A 15,697-nucleotide genomic window follows, 5' to 3' on the forward strand; every position below is an offset into this window, starting at 1 on the left:
AGATGTGTATAAGAGACAGCTCCTCGGGGGTGTCCGACAGGAACAGCACGGCGCTTGCATCGACGCCGATTGCAGCCGCGATCGTCGCATAAGACGCCGCCTCGCGCTTCGGTCCCGTCGTCGTATCGAAATAGCCCGAGAACAGCGGCGTCAGGTCGCCCGCATCGCTATGCCCGAACAGCAATGTCTGCGCCGCGACCGATCCCGACGAGAAGACGTAGAGCTTCACCCCCGCCGCATGCCAGCGCTGCAACCCCGCCACCGCATCGGCATAGACATGCCCCGTGAACGCGCCCGCGGCGTAACCGTCGGCCCAGATCATCCCCTGCAGCGTCTTGAGCGGCGTCGCCTTGCGATCCTCGTCGATCCAGCGCGTGAGCGTCGCCACCGGGTCGCCCGGCTCGATAGCCGCAACCTCGGCGAGAATCGGCGCGGTTTCCGCCACGTGCGCCGCGACATAGTCGGCAAGGTGCGCACGGGCATACGGAAACAGCACTTCGGCAACGAACGCGATGCTCGACGTCGTGCCCTCGATATCGGTCAGGATCGCCTTCACGCTGAAGCCGGTTCGAGCCGGGGGAAGCGTTCGGCAATGTCGCTGCCGGTAAATTGCGCGATCCAGCCGTCGGGGTTCACGAACAGCCGGATCGCAGTGAAGCGGGGGCTTGCGCCCATGTCGAACCAGTGGCGCATGCCCGCCGGCACCGAGATCAAATCGCCCGCGCTGCATAGCATATTGAACACACGATCCTCGTGATGGAGCGTGAACAGTCCTTCGCCCTCGACGAAGAAGCGCACCTCGTCCTCGCCATGCGTATGTTCCGACAGGAATTTGCCGCGCAGGGCGGCGCGCTCGGGATGGTCGGGCGCAATCCGCGCGACGTCGATCGCGCGATAGCCGCCCTGCGCGGTCAGCCGCGCGACCTCGTCGGCGTAGACCGCGAGGATGTCGCTGTCGGCATCGAGCGGCTTGAGCGGCCAGCGCTCGAACTGCACGCCGACCGCGCCGAGCGCCGCGGCGATCGCGGTGCCGTCTCGCGTATCGAGCAGCGGCGTCGAGGCGTCTGCGTCGGCAAAGACCTGCAAGCGACTCATCGAAAGCTCCTTTCGGCGCGTTCGGCGGCGATCATCCATTCGATCGCTTCGATCACCCGCTCGGCCTCGGCCATGTCGCGGCCCCAGCCATAAAGACCATGGCTGCGAATGAGATAGGCGGGAATCGCGGTGCTTTCCAGCAGGCGCGGGGCGATGGCCGCTTCGACGATCGCCATGTCCTGGCTGTTCTCGACGATCGGGAGCGTAACCGCGGTGTCGTGTGTCGCGACGCCAGGGAGCGCCTTGAGCATTTCGTGCCCCGCCAACCGATAGCCGTCGCCCGCCACCGCGCGACTGAAGCCGACCGCGCTCGGCGAGTGGCTGTGGAGCACCGCGCCGACAGCGGGAAAGGCGCGGTATAAAGCAAGGTGGAGCGCAGTCTCGGCCGAAGGTGTCTTGCCGTCGAGCGACGCGCCGTCAGCATCGACGCGCATCACGTCGTCGCGGGTGAGCCGCCCCTTGTGCCGGCCCGACACCGTGACCGCAAAGCTGCCATCGTCGAGCCGCGCCGAGTAATTGCCCGAGGTCGCGGGCGCCCAGCCCTTGGAGCCGAGCCACCGCCCGACCGCGACGATCGCGTCGCGCGCCTGTTCGAAGCTGGTGCTGGTCATCGGGAAGCGGCTGGAGCGGGTAACGGGAATCGAACCCGTGTATTCAGCTTGGAAGGCTGCTGTACTACCATTGTACTATACCCGCTCGCCGGCTTCGCGCACGCGTGTGCGGCGATGGGCATCGGTTAGCGCGGTGCTGCGCCGGGCGCAAGATGCGGGTCTTGCACTTGTGCGTGCAACGCGACAGGATCGGGCGCTTCCTCGCAAGGAGTGCCGCGTGCCCGACGACCAGACCGTAACCTGCCCCGGCGGCGACGGCGACACGGCGGTGACGCTCCCGGCGCGGCCCGAGGCGTTGCGGCTCGCGCCCGAACAGACCGCGGTCGTGGTGATCGACATGCAGAACGCCTATGCGAGCGGAGGCGGTTACGTCGATCTCGCCGGGTTCGACATCGCAGGCGCGGCGGGCACGATCGGCAAGATCGCCACCGTGCTCGATACCGCGCGCGCGGCTGGTGTGCAGGTGATCTACCTGCAGAACGGCTGGGATCCCGACTATGTCGAGGCAGGCGGCCCGCAATCGCCCAATTTTCACAAGTCGAATGCGCTCAAGACGATGCGCAAGCGGCCTGAGCTCGCGGGCCAGCTGCTCGCGCGCGGCGGTTGGGATTACGCGCTGGTCGATGCTTTGAAACCGCAGCCGGGCGATATCTCGCTCCACAAGACACGCTATTCGGCGTTCTTCAATTCGCAGCTCGACAGCGTCCTGCGCGCCCGCGGCATCCGCAATATCGTGTTCGTCGGGATCGCCACCAATGTCTGCGTCGAGAGCACGCTGCGCGACGGCTTCCACCTCGAATATTTTGGGGTGATGCTCGAGGATGCGACGCATCATCTCGGGCCTCCGGCGATGCAGGCGGCAAGCGTGTACAATATCGAGAAGTTTTTCGGCTGGGTCAGCACGACCGCGGATTTCTGCGGCAGCTTCGGCCAGTCCCCCAAGGAGTGACCATGCCTTTCGAAGCGATCAATCCCCCGCAATTCCCGACCCCGATCGCGCCCTATTCGGCCGCGGCGAAGGCGGGCAACACGATCTACGTCTCGGGTATGCTCGCGCTCGGCGAGGGCGGGGCGGTGCTGCATGTCGGCGATGCCGCCGGCCAGGCGCGCCATATCCTCGACACGATCCGAGCGACGCTCGAGGCCGCCGGTGCGACGCTTGCCGACGTGGCGATGAACCATATCTTCCTCAAGAGCCTTGCCGACTATGCCGAATTCAACGCGGTCTATGCCGAGTATTTCCCGGGTGCGAAGCCCGCGCGTTACTGCATCCAGGCCGAACTGGTGAAGCCCGAGTGCCTCGTCGAAATCGCATCGGTCGCGCATCTTGGCTGAGGCGGCGGGGCTCTATTACGAGATTCATGGGCGCGAGGACGCGCCTCCGCTAATGCTGTCCTCGGGGCTTGGCGGGTCGGCGCACTATTGGGCGCCCAACATCGCGGCGCTGTCCGAGCGCTATCGCGTGATCGCCTACGATCATCGTGGGACGGGTCGCAGCGACCGCGCGCTGCCCGATGCCGTCACCGTCGACGATCTCGCCGCCGACATGCTCGCGCTGCTCGACGCGCTCGCGATTCCGCGCGCGACGATCGTCGGGCATGCCGCAGGCGGTGTCGCGGCGTTGGCGCTGGCGCTGATGGCGCCCGACCGGGTCGACAAGCTCGTCGTGGTCAACGGCTGGGCGTCGCCCGATCCGCATTTCCTCCGGTGCTTCGCTGCAAGGCTGGCGTTGCTGCGCGGGAGCGGACCCGAGGCGTACCTGCGCGCGCAACCGCTGTTCCTGTATCCGCCCAACTGGATCTCGGCGAACGATGCGCCGCTCGAGGCGGAGTTGCCCGAGCAGCTCGCGCAGTTCCCCGGCGCGGCAACGATGGAAAAACGGATCGCCGCGCTCGCCGCGTTCGACGTTTCGGAACGCCTGCGCGACATCCATCGCCCGGTGCTCGTCGTGGTGTCGGATGACGATATGCTCGTGCCGTCGAACGCCGGGGTCGCGCTCGCCAACGGCCTGCCGATCGCCGGCTTCTGCCGCGCCGAGCATGGCGGCCACGCGGTCAATGTGGTCGATCCGGATGCGTTCAACAGCTTCGTGCTTGCCTGGCTGGCGGGCGAAACCGTGCAAGGATAACGCGCATGCAGGTCGGCGTCTTCGTCCCCATCAACAACAATGGTTGGCTGATTTCGGAGAACGCGCCGCAGTACATGCCGTCGTTCGATCTCAACAAGACGATCGCGCAAAGCGCCGAGAAGCACGGACTCGACTTCCTGCTGTCGATGATCAAGCTGCGCGGCTTCGGCGGAAAGACCGAGTTCTGGGAATACGGCCTCGAGAGCTTCACGCTGATGGCGGGGCTCGCCGCGGTGACGGAGAAGATCAAGATCTTCGCGACCTGCCCGACGCTGGTCATCCCGCCGGCGTTTGCCGCGCGGATGTGCAATACGATCGACTCGATCAGCCATGGGCGCTTCGGGCTCAACCTCATCACCGGCTGGCAGCCGCCCGAATATACGCAGATGGGGATGTGGCCGGGCGACGCGCATTTCCGCAACCGCTACAAGATGCTCGACGAATATGCCCATATCCTGCGCGAATTGTGGGCCGAGGGCGTCAGCGACTTCAAAGGCGATTACTATCAGATGGAGGACTGCCGCGTCCGGCCCAAGCCAGAAGGCGAGATGAAGATCATCTGCGCGGGCTCGTCCGACGAGGGGCTGGCTTTCTCGGCGAAATGGGCGGACTATGCCTTCTGCCTCGGCAAAGGCGTCAACACGCCGACCGCGTTCGCCTCGAACAACAGCCGCCTCGCCGCCGCCACCGACAAGACCGGGCGCGACGTTTCGATCTTCGTCCTCATCATGATCATCGCCGCGGAGACCGACGAGGAGGCGATGGCGAAATGGCAATCATACAATGCCGGGGTCGATCTCGACGCGATCGCCTGGCTCGCCGACCAAGGCGCGAAAGACACGCACAATAAGGACACCAACGTCCGCCAGCTCGCCGCGCCCGAGGGGGCGGTCAATATCAACATGGGGACGCTGGTCGGCTCGTATGAGAGCGTCGCGCGGATGCTCGACGAGATGGCGGAAGTCCCCAACACCGGCGGCGTGTTGCTGACCTTCGACGATTTCGTCGAGGGCGTGGAGGCGTTCGGAACGCGGATCCAGCCTTTGATGAAGTGCCGTGCGGGGGTGGGAGCCTAACCTCGACCGTCACGCCGGGATGACGCGATCGTATCCGACGCCAAACCGTTACATCGGAAACTAGATGGGGTTGGCGCGGCGCAAAAATTGGTCGAAAGAGCATCGCAAAACGGAGAGTATGCCATGCGGATCATCGACCATCACATCGTCGGCCTTTCGGGCGGCGGAGCGACTCGGACCGGCGACGTGTTCGATCCCAACACCGGCCTCGTCCAGGCGAGCGTCAACCTCGGCACGCAGGCGACGCTCGACGCCGCGGTCGCCGCCGCGCTGAAAGCGCAGCCGGGCTGGGCGGCGACCAACCCGCAGCGTCGCGCGCGCGTGATGTTCAACTTCAAGGCGCTGGTCGAAGCGCACATGGACGAGCTCGCGCATCTGCTCTCGTCCGAGCATGGCAAGGTGATCGCCGATTCGAAGGGCGACATCCAGCGCGGGCTCGAGGTGATCGAATTCTGCTGCGGCATCCCGCACGTGTTGAAGGGCGAATACACCCAGGGCGCGGGCCCCGGCATCGACGTCTATTCGATGCGCCAGCCGCTCGGCATCGGCGCGGGCATCACGCCGTTCAACTTCCCGGCGATGATCCCGCTGTGGATGTCGGGTGTGGCGATCGCGACCGGCAACGCCTTCCTGCTCAAGCCCAGCGAGCGCGACCCGTCGGTGCCGGTGCGGCTCGCCGAGCTGTTCGCCGAGGCCGGGCTGCCCGAGGGGATCCTCCAGGTCGTCCACGGCGACAAGGAAATGGTCGACGCGATCCTCGATCATCCCGCGATCAGCGCGGTCAGCTTCGTTGGTTCGTCCGACATTGCGCATTACGTCTACAAGCGCGGCGTCGCGGCGGGCAAGCGCGTCCAGGCGATGGGCGGCGCCAAGAACCACGGCATCGTCATGCCCGATGCCGATCTCGACCAGGTTGTGGCCGATCTCTCGGGTGCGGCGTTCGGCAGCGCGGGCGAGCGCTGCATGGCGCTGCCGGTGGTGGTGCCGGTCGGCGAGAAGACCGCGGTCGCTTTGCGCGAGAAACTGATCCCGGCGATCGCGGCTCTCCGCGTTGGCGTCTCGACCGACAATGACGCGCATTACGGCCCGGTGGTCAACGCCGCGCATCGTAGCCGGATCGAGCAGTGGATCCAGACCGGCGTCGACGAAGGCGCCGAACTGGTGGTCGACGGCCGCGGCTTCGAACTCCAGGGGCATGAAAAGGGCTTCTTCATCGGGCCGTCGCTCTTCGATCACGTCACGCCCGAGATGTCGGCGTACAAGGAAGAGATTTTCGGACCGGTGTTGCAGATCGTCCGCGCTGACGATTTCGAGCACGCTTTGCGCCTGCCGAGCGAGCATCAATACGGCAATGGCGTCGCGATCTTCACGCGCAACGGCCACGCCGCGCGCGAGTTCGCCGCGCGCGTCAATGTCGGGATGGTCGGCATCAACGTGCCGATCCCGGTGCCGGTCGCGTACCACACCTTTGGCGGCTGGAAGCGCTCGGCGTTCGGCGACACCAATCAGCACGGCATGGAAGGCGTCAAGTTCTGGACCAAGGTCAAGACCGTCACGCAGCGCTGGCCCGACGGTGGCGTGGGTGACGGCGCCAACGCCTTCGTCATCCCGACGATGGGGTAAGCCGGTGAAGCGCCGCGTCAGCAGCGGTTCGCCGCTCGAGCCGATCCTCGGATTCTCGCGCGCAGTGCGGACCGGCGACCAGATCATGGTCGCCGGCACCGCGCCGATCGAGCCCGACGGATCGACCACGCCGGGCGACGCGGCGGCGCAGATGGAACGGTGCTGCGCGATCGTCGCCAAGGCGATTGCTGATCTCGACGGCGATATTGCCGATACCGTGCGCACTTGCCTCTATCTGACCGATCGCGCCGATTTCCCCGCAGTCGCGGCGGTGCACGGCCGTTGGTTCGGCACGGCGCGACCGGCGACGACGACGCTGATCGTATCGGGTTTCATCCGCCCCGAATGGCGCGTCGAAATCGAAGCCGAAGTGCTGTGCGCATGACGCGGCGCGGCGGGCTCCTCTGGCGGCTGACCCGCAAGCGGCGGCGCGGCGCGACGGCGGCGCTTGACGCGCGGCTGTATCGCGTGCGGATCGGCTTGCTCGTCGGTGCGATCGTGGTGATCGCGGTGCCGACCGCGATCAACCTCGAGCGCTCGCGTGGCTGGCGCGCCGAGGGCAAGCGCATCGCGCTGACTTTCGACGACGTGCCGCGTGGCCCCGGCGCGTTCTACACGCCCGAGCAGCGCGCGACGCTGCTGATCGCGGGGTTGCGCGCGGCCGGTGTCGCGCAAGCGGCGTTCTTCGCCAACCCGGGGCGGATCGGGCCGGTGAACCGCGCCGATGCGCGGCTCGCCTCCTATGTCGCGGCGGGGCACGTCGTCGGGGATCACAGTTTCTCGCACCGCGACCTCGCGTCGATGCCGGCCGCGGCGTTTCTCGGCGATATTGATCGTGCCGAGCACTGGCTCAGGGGCCGACCCGGCTATCGCCCGTGGTTCCGCTTTCCCGGGCTCAATCAGGGCGGCCGCGACATGGCCAAGCGCCGCGCGGTGGTCGATGGCCTCATCGCGCGCGGGCTGCAGATCGCCTGGGTTTCGGTCGACGGCTCCGACTGGAACATCGAAGGCCAGACGATTGCCGCCAAACGGGCCGGGCTCCGCATCGACGAGGCGGCGCTGCGCGACTTCTATGTCGAGACGATGGTGCAATCCGCCGATTTCTCCGACGCGCTGATGCGCCGCACGATCGGCCGGGCGCCGCCGCAGGTGTTGCTGCTGCATGAGACCGATGTCGCCGCGCGCTATCTGCCCGATCTCGTGGCGGCGCTGCGCAAGGATGGCTGGGCGATCGTCACCGCCGACGCCGCCTTTGCCGATCCGGTCTATCACGACACCAGCGACTTCGTCAGCGCGAACGGTACCTTGCCCGAGGCGCTGGCCTGGCGGAAGCAGGTCGGCGGAAAGCTCTATTACGAGCGCAACGACCTGCCGCTTGCCAACCGGCTGTTCGCCGAGCGCGTCCTGCACCGCGCGCCGCTGGCACGCACCGCTGCGGCGCGAACGTCCTCGCACCGGCGGTGTCCGGTGCAACTCCACCCGTGGCGGCGCGTCTGTGCGTCGACTGCCTTTGTAACGCCGCGCACCTCGCGCTTAGGGATCGCTGTATGACCGACCAATTCGACCTCACGGACGACCAGCGCGAGATCCAGGATCTCGCGCGCAAGTTCACCGCCGACCGGATCACCCCGCACGCGGCGGAATGGGACGAGAAACACATCTTCCCGCGCGAGACGATCAAGGCGGCGGCCGAGCTCGGTTTCGCCGCGATCTACGTCTCCGAGGAATCGGGTGGCATCAACCTCGGCCGGCTCGAGGCGGCGCTGATCATGGAGGCGATGGCCTATGGCTGTCCCTCGACCTCGGCGTTCATCAGCATCCACAACATGGCGGCGTGGATGATCGACCGGTTCGGATCGCAAGGCGTGAAGGACAAATATCTGCCTTCGCTCGTCACGATGGACCGGATCGCCAGCTATTGCCTGACCGAACCCGGCTCGGGATCGGACGCGGCGGCATTGAAGACCAAGGCGGTCCGTGACGGCGACGATTACATCGTCACTGGCAGCAAGCAGTTCATCTCGGGCGCGGGCGAGAATGAAGTCTATGTCACGATGGTGCGCACCGGCGTCGAAGGGCCCAAGGGCATTTCGTGCCTGGTGATCGAGAAGGACATGCCCGGCGTCAGCTTCGGCGCGAACGAGCGCAAGCTCGGCTGGCACTCGCAGCCGACGCGGCAAGTGACCTTCGACGGCGTGCGTGTTCCTGCCGAGAACCTCGTCGGAGGCGAGGGCGAGGGCTTCCGCATCGCGATGATGGGTCTCGACGGCGGCCGGCTCAATATCGGCGCTTGCTCGCTCGGGGGCGCGCAGCGCTGCCTCGACGAGGCGGTCGCCTATACGCGCGACCGCAAGCAGTTCGGCACCGCGATCGCCGATTTCCAGAACACGCAGTTCATGCTCGCCGACATGGCGACCGACTTGGAGGCGGCACGCGCGTTGCTCTACATGGCGGCAGCGAAGGTGACCGCGAACGCGCCCGACAAGACCAAGTTCGCCGCGATGGCCAAGCGGCTCGCGACCGACACCGGGTCGGCCGTCGCCGACCGCGCGCTGCAGCTGCACGGCGGGTACGGCTATCTGATGGACTATCCGATCGAACGCTTCTGGCGCGACTTGCGCGTCCATTCGATCCTCGAGGGCACCAACCAGGTCATGCGGATGATCGTCGGTCGCGAATTGACGCGGCAATGAGCGACGTCCTCACCTCCGTCGACGGGCGGGTTGCCCGTATCCGCCTCAATCGGCCCAAGGCGCTCAACGCGCTGACCACGCTGATGTGCGAAGCCATGCTCGCCGCGCTCGACACGTGGCGCACCGACCCCGCGATCGAGGTCATCCTCCTCGATCACGCCGAGGGCCGCGGTTTCTGCGCGGGCGGTGACATCCGCATGCTTGCCGAGAGCGGCGCGGGCGACGGCACGGAGGCGCGGCGCTTCTTCCACACCGAATACCGCCTCAACCACCGCCTCTTCACCTACGCCAAGCCGACCGTCGCCTTCATGGACGGCATCACGATGGGCGGCGGGGTCGGGCTCGCTTGCCCATGCGACCACCGCGTTGCGACCGAGAACACCAAGTTCGCTATGCCCGAGACCGGGATCGGCCTGTTCCCCGATGTCGGCGGCGGCTGGTTTCTGTCGCGGCTGCCGGGGCGGATCGGCCAGTATCTCGCGCTGACCGGGCACCGGCTCGACGGTGCGGAGTGCCTCGCGCTGGGCCTCGCCACGCATTATGTGCCGAGTGCCGCGCTCGAAGACGCCAAGGCGCGGATCGTGGCTAACCCTGCGACGCTGGCGGCAACGCTTGCGGACCTGGGGTCGACGCCACCCGAAGCGCGGATCCTCGCGCATCGTGCCGACATTGACCGGCTGTTCGCTTCGGACGTGCTCGAGGACATCTACGCCGCGCTCGAGGCGGATGGCGGTGAGTGGGCGCTCAAGCAGCTCGCCACGCTCAAAACCAAGTCGCCGCAGACGATGAAGGTGTCGCTCCGCCTGCTCCACGAAGGCGCGACGATGTCGACCTTCGAAGACGAGATGCGCCAGGAATATGCCGTCGGCGCGCATGTCGTGCAGCGCCACGATTTCCTCGAGGGCGTCCGCGCGGTGATCGTCGACAAGGACAATGCACCGCGCTGGGACCCGGCGACGCCCGAGGGCGTGAGCCCGCACGTCCTCGACCAGATCTTCGCCCCGCTGCCCGCGGCCGAGGAATGGACGCCCGGCTGATCGTCGCCCCGGCGCAGGCCGGGGCCGCTTTGTATCCGCGCGCGGCAGGCGTTGCGCGCACCACCCAACGGCCCCGGCCTTCGCCGGGGCGACGGAGAGACACATGACCTACGAAACCCTCCTCGTCGAACAGCGCGGGCGCGTCACGCTCGTGACGCTCAACCGCCCGCAGGCACTCAATGCGCTCAACAGCCAGATCCTCGCCGATCTGCTCGCGGCGATGGCGGCGTTCGATGCCGATCCGTCGCAGGGCTGCGCCGTCATCACCGGCAGCGAGAAGGCGTTCGCTGCGGGTGCCGACATCAAGGAGATGCAGGCGCAAGGCTTCGCCGACATGTACGCGCATGATTTCTTCGCCGGCTGGGATCGTTTCACCAAGACGCGCAAGCCCGTCATCGCGGCGGTATCGGGCTATGCGCTCGGCGGCGGATGCGAGCTGGCGATGATGTGCGACTTCATCCTCGCCGCCGACTCGGCCAAGTTCGGCCAGCCCGAGATCAAGCTTGCGGTCTCGCCCGGCATGGGCGGTTCGCAGCGCCTCACGCGCGCGGTCGGCAAGGCCAAGGCGATGGAGATGTGCCTCACCGGCCGGATGATGGACGCTGCCGAGGCCGAGCGGGCGGGTCTGGTCTCGCGCGTCGTTCCGGCCGCCGAGCTGGTCGAGGAGGCGGTCAAGACCGCGACGACGATCGCCGGGATGGCGCCGCTCGCCGTGCTGGCGAACAAGGAGATGGTCAATGCGGCGTTCGAGACGAGCCTCGCGATGGGCGTGCAGTTCGAGCGGCGCTTGTTTCACGCGCTGTTCGGGACCGAGGACCAGAGCGAGGGAATGAGCGCTTTCGTCGAGAAGCGCGCGGGAACCTGGACGGGGAAGTGACGCACAATTCCCCTCCCGCTTGCGGGAGGGGCTAGGGGAGGGACGTGCCACAAACCCAGCGCCTCGCGGCGGCACTGCCCTCCCCCAACCCCTCCCGCAGGCGGGAGGGGAGTAAGAAGAAGCAGGAGAGAAAAATGACACGCATCGCTTTCATCGGCCTCGGCAACATGGGCGGCGGGATGGCCGCGAACCTCGCCAAGGCCGGCCACGACGTCCGCGCCTTCGACCTGTCGGCAGAGGCACTCGACCGCGCCAAGGCCGCTGGCTGCCTGCCCGTCGCTTCCGCCGCAGAGGCGGCCGACGGCGCCGAGGCGATCGTCACGATGCTGCCCGCCGGCACGCATGTCGAAGCCGTCTATGCCGAGCTCTTCGCTGCCAACGTCGCCCCGCCCACGCTGCTGATCGACTGCTCGACGATCGACGTCGCCACCGCGAAGCGCGTCGCTGAGGCCGCGCAGGCCAAGGGCCTCACCGCCGTCGACGCCCCCGTCTCGGGCGGGATCGGCGCCGCCAATGCCGGCACGCTGACCTTCATGGTCGGCGGCAGCGCCGAGGCATTCGGCCGGGCGCAGCCGATCCTTGCAGCGATGGGCAAGGCCGTCATCCACGCCGGCGCCAACGGCACTGGCCAGGCCGCCAAGATCGCCAACAACATGCTGCTCGGCGCGACGATGGTCGCGACGTGCGAGGCGTTCCTGCTCGCCGAGAAGCTCGGACTCGACCCGCAGACCTTCTACGACATTTCGAGCGTCGCCTCGGGGCAGAGCTGGTCGATGACCAGCTATTGCCCGGTCCCCGGCGTTGGTCCAGACACGCCCGCCGATCACGACTATCAAGGCGGCTTCGCGACCGCGCTGATGCTCAAGGATCTCAAGCTCGCCGCCGCCGCCGCGGGCGACACCGGCGCGGACACACCAATGGGTGCGAAGGCGGCCGAACTCTACCAGCGCTTCGCCGACGACGGGCAGGGTGGGCTCGATTTTTCCGCGATCATCCGTATGTTGCGCGGCTGACCGAATGGGAGCGGGGCGGACGCGCGATGATCCTTAACCCGCTTCTAACCCTTGGCTGTTACCCAAGGCGGTGATGTTCCACGACACCGCCCTCGCGCGCGCCGCGCGCGCCGCCGATCCGCGACCGGCCTCGGCGGTGAGCACCGGCTGCGGGCTCGCCGGGCTGGTCGGGCTGTTCGCCTGGGTGGCGGTCGCGCGCTATGTCGGGATGGACGGCCCCTATGCTGCGCTCGTCAATATTGCGGCGTGCGCGCTGCCGATGGTGCTGTGGGCGGTGCTGGTCGACAAGGTTCACCGTCGCCCCTCGACCGGGATCGACTGGTCCGCGCCAAAGCCGTGGCGCGAGACGCTCGACCTCTCGCTCACCAAGCTCGCCGGGCTATGGCTGACCTGGGCCGGGATCGCGCTGATCTATGGCACCGGGCGTTTCTATTGGAGCTACCAATGGGGCGGCTTTCCGTTCGCGATGCAGTGCTTCGGCATCGCCGCGCCGGTGTTGTTTCTCGGTTCGATCGTCTACATTCCATGGCTAGATCGTCGGCTCGAACAGCCCAAGGATGGTTGCTGGGCGCTCGGCGCGTGGCTGATGGGCCTAGACGAGCCGATCGACCGCGAGGCGATCTACAACCATCTGCGCAGCTGGGGCGTTAAGGCGTTCTTCCTCGCCTTCATGCTCGCGGTGGTGCCGCCGGGCTTTGCCGGCTTCATCCGCGGCAATGTCTCGGAGGTGCTGCATAATCCGGTCGCGCTCGCCAATTGGCTGATCGGCTTCATGTTCGTGATCGACTGTGCGTTCGCGACGGCGGGCTACATCCTGACCTTCCGCCCGCTCGATTCGCATATCCGAAGCGCCAACCCGTTCGCCGCGGCATGGATGGCGGCGCTGATCTGCTATCCGCCGTTCACGTTGATGGCCGATAACGGCCCGCTCGATTATCATCCCGGCACCTATGGCGCCGACGGCTGGTCGACCTGGTTCGCCGGGCATCCCGCGATCCTCATTCCGATTGGCGTGGTGCTGATCGGCCTCACCGCGATCTATGCCTGGGCGACGGTGGCGTTCGGCTTCCGCTTTTCGAACCTCACCAACCGTGGGATCCTGACGCACGGGCCCTACGCTTTCTCACGGCATCCGGCGTATCTGTCGAAGAACCTGTTCTGGTGGATCTCGACGATCCCGTTCCTGACGACGGGCTCGTTCGTCGACGCCGCACGCGCGACGATCCTGATGGGGGTGGTCAGCGGGGTCTATTATTGGCGCGCGAAGACCGAGGAGCGGCATCTCGGGATGGACCCGGATTATCAGGTCTATACCGAATGGATGGCACGCAATGGCGCGGTGCCGCGGTTTTTTGGCTGGGCGACGCAGGATCAGAAGCGAAGCTCGTCGTAGACCTTCGAGATGTCGCCGCCCCAGACGCCGTGATATTTGTCGAGCAGCATTTGCGCCGGCACCTTGCCGCTGCGGACGATCTCGCGCAGCGGATCGAGGAAGCCCGTCTCGTTGCTGCCGCCCGCGTCGAGCCGCGCGCGCGCGCTCAGGCCCGCGCTCGAAATGTCGACGACCTGGCTCGCAATGTCGCGCAGCGTGCGCCCGCCCGCCACCGGCGCATCGAGCCCCATCTTGGGTACCGCATCGCGCAGCGCCTGGCGCTCGTCGATCGTCCAGTCCTTGACCAGATCCCACGCCGCATCGAGCGCGCCTTGGTCGTAGAGCAGCCCAACCCACAGCGCGGGCAGCGCACAGATCTTGTTCCACGGCCCGCCATCGGCGCCGCGCATCTCGAGGAAGGTCTTGAGCCGCACCTCGGGGAAGGCGGTCGAGAGATGGTCGGTCCAGTCGTCGAGGGTCGGCTTCTCCCCCGGGAGCACCGACAGCTCGCCCTTCAGGAAGTCGCGGAACGACAGGCCCGCGGCGTCGATATATTTCCCGTCGCGGTAGACGAAGTACATCGGCACATCGAGCGCATAGTCGGTGTAGCGATCATAGCCGAAGCCGTCTTCGAACACGAACGGCAGCATGCCGGTGCGCGCCGGATCGGTGTCAGACCAGATATGGCTGCGATACGACAGCATCCCGTTGGGCTTGCCCTCGGTGAAGGGCGAGTTGGCGAACAGCGCCGTCGCGAGCGGCTGGAGCGCGAGGCCGACGCGGAACTTCTGCACCATATCGGCTTCGGACGCGTAATCGAGGTTCACCTGGATCGTGCAGGTGCGCAGCATCATGTCGAGCCCCATCGAGCCGACGCGCGGCATGTGGCGCAGCATGATCGCATAGCGCCCCTTGGGCATGATCGGCAGCTCGGCGCGCGTCTTGTCGGGCCACATGCCGAGACCGAGGAAGCCGATCCCGAACTTCTCGCCGATCGCCTTGACCTGTTCGAGATGGCGGCCGGTCTCGGCGCAGGTCTGGTGGAGGTTTTCGAGCGGCGCGCCCGACAGCTCGAACTGGCCAGCGGGTTCGAGGCTGATCGAGCCGTCGCTGCCTGTCATCGCGATGACGTTGCCGCCTTCGGTGACCGGCGCCCAGCCGAATTCTTCGAGCGCCTTCAGCAGGTCGCGGATGCCGCCCTGTTCGGTGTAGCTCGGCGCGTGATGGTCGCTGTCGGCATAGACGAACTTCTCATGCTCGGTGCCAATGCGCCAGCGGTCGGCGGGCTTTTCGCCGCGCGCGAAGCTGGCGACGAGCTGGTCGCGCGATTCGATCAAGGGCGAGCGTTTGATGGTGTCTGGGCGCGTTGTCATGCTCGCGCCTTAGCGCTGCGATGGCCCGCCCGCCAGCAGGTTTCGAATGACTACCAATCCCCTCGGGATGCCATCCAGATCGCGACCGCCGCCGCCGCCGCCGTGTCGGCGCGCAGGATCCGCGGACCGAGCCCGATCGCAACCGCGCCCGGCACCGCGCGGATCGCCGCGCGCTCGTCCTCGTCGAAGCCGCCCTCGGGCCCGATCAGGATCGCGGCCGAGGCGGGGGCGTCCCGCATCGCCGCTAGCGCCGGCGCGCCGCCCGTCTCGTCGGCGAAGAACAGCGCGCGGCCCTGCGGCCAATCGCGCAGCAACGCGGTGAGCTTCATCGGCTCGGCGAGTTCGGGGACGACGGTGCGGCCGCATTGCTCGGCCGCCTCGATCATGTGCGCACGCAAGCGCTCGCCGTTGAGCCGGTCGACCACGGTGCGCCGCGTCAGCACGGGGATGAGCCGCGCGACGCCGAGCTCGCAGGCTTTCTCGGCGACCCAGTCGATCCGGCCCTTCTTGATCGGCGCGGCGCAGAGCCACAAATCGGGCACGCTCTCGGGCTTGCGGAGCTGCTCGGTGACGTCGAGCATCAGCTCGCGCTTGGCGACGCTCGTCGCGACGCCGAGCCATTCGCCCGAATGGCCGTCGAACAGCTTGACCGGATCGCCGGGCTTCATCCGCATCACGGCGCCGAGATAATGCGCCTGCGGCCCGTCGATGCGCAGCGGGCCGAGCGCGAGCCCAGAACCGGGCTGGGTCTCGACGAACAGGCGCGGGGTCGATTGCGGGGGCCAGGCGGGGGTAGCGG

17 protein-coding genes and 1 tRNA gene are annotated in these 15,697 nt (G+C 67.1%); 12 read left to right on the forward strand and 6 right to left on the reverse strand.

Going from position 1 to position 15,697, the window contains the following annotated elements:
* The 4 genes from mtnC to QN347_RS16325 all read right to left on the reverse strand — a co-directional run.
* The coding region (mtnC, locus tag QN347_RS16310) for an acireductone synthase (RefSeq protein WP_323494168.1) at window positions 1–556 on the reverse strand (556 nt) is incomplete at its 3' end.
* The gene (locus tag QN347_RS16315) at window positions 553–1,095 is read right to left on the reverse strand and encodes a 1,2-dihydroxy-3-keto-5-methylthiopentene dioxygenase (protein WP_322160045.1); all 543 of its coding nucleotides are present in this window, start codon (window positions 1,093–1,095) and stop codon (window positions 553–555) included. The genes mtnC and QN347_RS16315, both read right to left, overlap by 4 nt.
* Window positions 1,092–1,706, reverse strand: a complete 615-nt coding sequence (locus QN347_RS16320; RefSeq protein ID WP_322160043.1) for a methylthioribulose 1-phosphate dehydratase — start codon at window positions 1,704–1,706, stop codon at window positions 1,092–1,094. Before QN347_RS16320 ends, QN347_RS16315 begins: the two co-directional genes overlap by 4 nt.
* An 11-nt stretch (window positions 1,707–1,717) precedes the next feature.
* Window positions 1,718–1,791 (reverse strand) — tRNA-Gly (locus tag QN347_RS16325).
* Between the two features lie 132 nt (window positions 1,792–1,923).
* Between QN347_RS16325 and rutB the strand changes: the two genes are divergently transcribed.
* The 12 genes from rutB (at window position 1,924) to QN347_RS16385 (ending at window position 13,546) form a co-directional block, all read left to right on the forward strand.
* Entirely contained in the window at window positions 1,924–2,655 is a 732-nt protein-coding gene (gene rutB / locus QN347_RS16330) for a pyrimidine utilization protein B (RefSeq protein ID WP_322160041.1), read from the forward strand.
* A gap of 2 nt (window positions 2,656–2,657) precedes the next feature.
* Window positions 2,658–3,041 carry a Rid family hydrolase gene (locus QN347_RS16335; RefSeq protein WP_322160039.1) on the forward strand — a complete coding sequence of 128 codons (384 nt, stop codon included), beginning with the start codon at window positions 2,658–2,660 and terminating at the stop codon, window positions 3,039–3,041.
* Entirely contained in the window at window positions 3,034–3,834 is an 801-nt protein-coding gene (gene rutD, locus QN347_RS16340; RefSeq protein WP_322160037.1) for a pyrimidine utilization protein D, read from the forward strand. Before QN347_RS16335 ends, rutD begins: the two co-directional genes overlap by 8 nt.
* A gap of 5 nt (window positions 3,835–3,839) precedes the next feature.
* A complete protein-coding gene (rutA, locus tag QN347_RS16345; protein WP_322160035.1) occupies window positions 3,840–4,910 on the forward strand; it encodes a pyrimidine utilization protein A in 1,071 nt (356 codons plus the stop codon).
* Window positions 4,911–5,033: 123 nt separating this feature from the next.
* Complete coding sequence (locus QN347_RS16350) at window positions 5,034–6,533, forward strand: CoA-acylating methylmalonate-semialdehyde dehydrogenase (RefSeq protein ID WP_189675635.1); 1,500 nt, start codon at window positions 5,034–5,036, stop codon at window positions 6,531–6,533.
* Between the two features lie 4 nt (window positions 6,534–6,537).
* The gene (locus QN347_RS16355; RefSeq protein WP_133186919.1) at window positions 6,538–6,918 is read left to right on the forward strand and encodes a RidA family protein; all 381 of its coding nucleotides are present in this window, start codon (window positions 6,538–6,540) and stop codon (window positions 6,916–6,918) included.
* Window positions 6,915–8,084 (forward strand): polysaccharide deacetylase family protein, encoded by a 1,170-nt coding sequence (locus tag QN347_RS16360; protein WP_322160032.1) that lies wholly within the window; start codon window positions 6,915–6,917, stop codon window positions 8,082–8,084. The genes QN347_RS16355 and QN347_RS16360 overlap by 4 nt, the downstream gene beginning before the upstream one ends.
* Window positions 8,081–9,226, forward strand: coding sequence for an acyl-CoA dehydrogenase family protein (locus QN347_RS16365; RefSeq protein ID WP_322160030.1), 1,146 nt, complete (start codon window positions 8,081–8,083; stop codon window positions 9,224–9,226). The genes QN347_RS16360 and QN347_RS16365 overlap by 4 nt, the downstream gene beginning before the upstream one ends.
* The gene (locus QN347_RS16370) at window positions 9,223–10,263 is read left to right on the forward strand and encodes an enoyl-CoA hydratase/isomerase family protein (protein ID WP_322160028.1); all 1,041 of its coding nucleotides are present in this window, start codon (window positions 9,223–9,225) and stop codon (window positions 10,261–10,263) included. The genes QN347_RS16365 and QN347_RS16370 overlap by 4 nt, the downstream gene beginning before the upstream one ends.
* A 103-nt stretch (window positions 10,264–10,366) precedes the next feature.
* The gene (locus tag QN347_RS16375; protein ID WP_322160026.1) at window positions 10,367–11,140 is read left to right on the forward strand and encodes an enoyl-CoA hydratase; all 774 of its coding nucleotides are present in this window, start codon (window positions 10,367–10,369) and stop codon (window positions 11,138–11,140) included.
* Between the two features lie 134 nt (window positions 11,141–11,274).
* A complete protein-coding gene (gene mmsB / locus QN347_RS16380) occupies window positions 11,275–12,153 on the forward strand; it encodes a 3-hydroxyisobutyrate dehydrogenase (protein ID WP_322160024.1) in 879 nt (292 codons plus the stop codon).
* Between the two features lie 73 nt (window positions 12,154–12,226).
* Window positions 12,227–13,546 carry a methyltransferase family protein gene (locus QN347_RS16385; RefSeq protein ID WP_323494171.1) on the forward strand — a complete coding sequence of 440 codons (1,320 nt, stop codon included), beginning with the start codon at window positions 12,227–12,229 and terminating at the stop codon, window positions 13,544–13,546.
* Here QN347_RS16385 and QN347_RS16390 read toward each other — a convergent pair.
* Both QN347_RS16390 and QN347_RS16395 read right to left on the reverse strand, forming a co-directional pair.
* The gene (locus QN347_RS16390) at window positions 13,525–14,898 is read right to left on the reverse strand and encodes a glutamate--cysteine ligase (RefSeq protein ID WP_322160020.1); all 1,374 of its coding nucleotides are present in this window, start codon (window positions 14,896–14,898) and stop codon (window positions 13,525–13,527) included. The genes QN347_RS16385 and QN347_RS16390 overlap by 22 nt on opposite strands.
* Window positions 14,899–14,948: 50 nt before the next feature.
* Window positions 14,949–15,697 (reverse strand): 16S rRNA (uracil(1498)-N(3))-methyltransferase (locus QN347_RS16395; protein ID WP_323494173.1); only part of this gene is annotated, 749 nt, incomplete at its 5' end.

It is taken from the genome of Sphingomonas sp. 10B4, from assembly GCF_035019905.1.
In the GTDB taxonomy this organism is placed as follows: domain Bacteria; phylum Pseudomonadota; class Alphaproteobacteria; order Sphingomonadales; family Sphingomonadaceae; genus Sphingomonas; species Sphingomonas glacialis.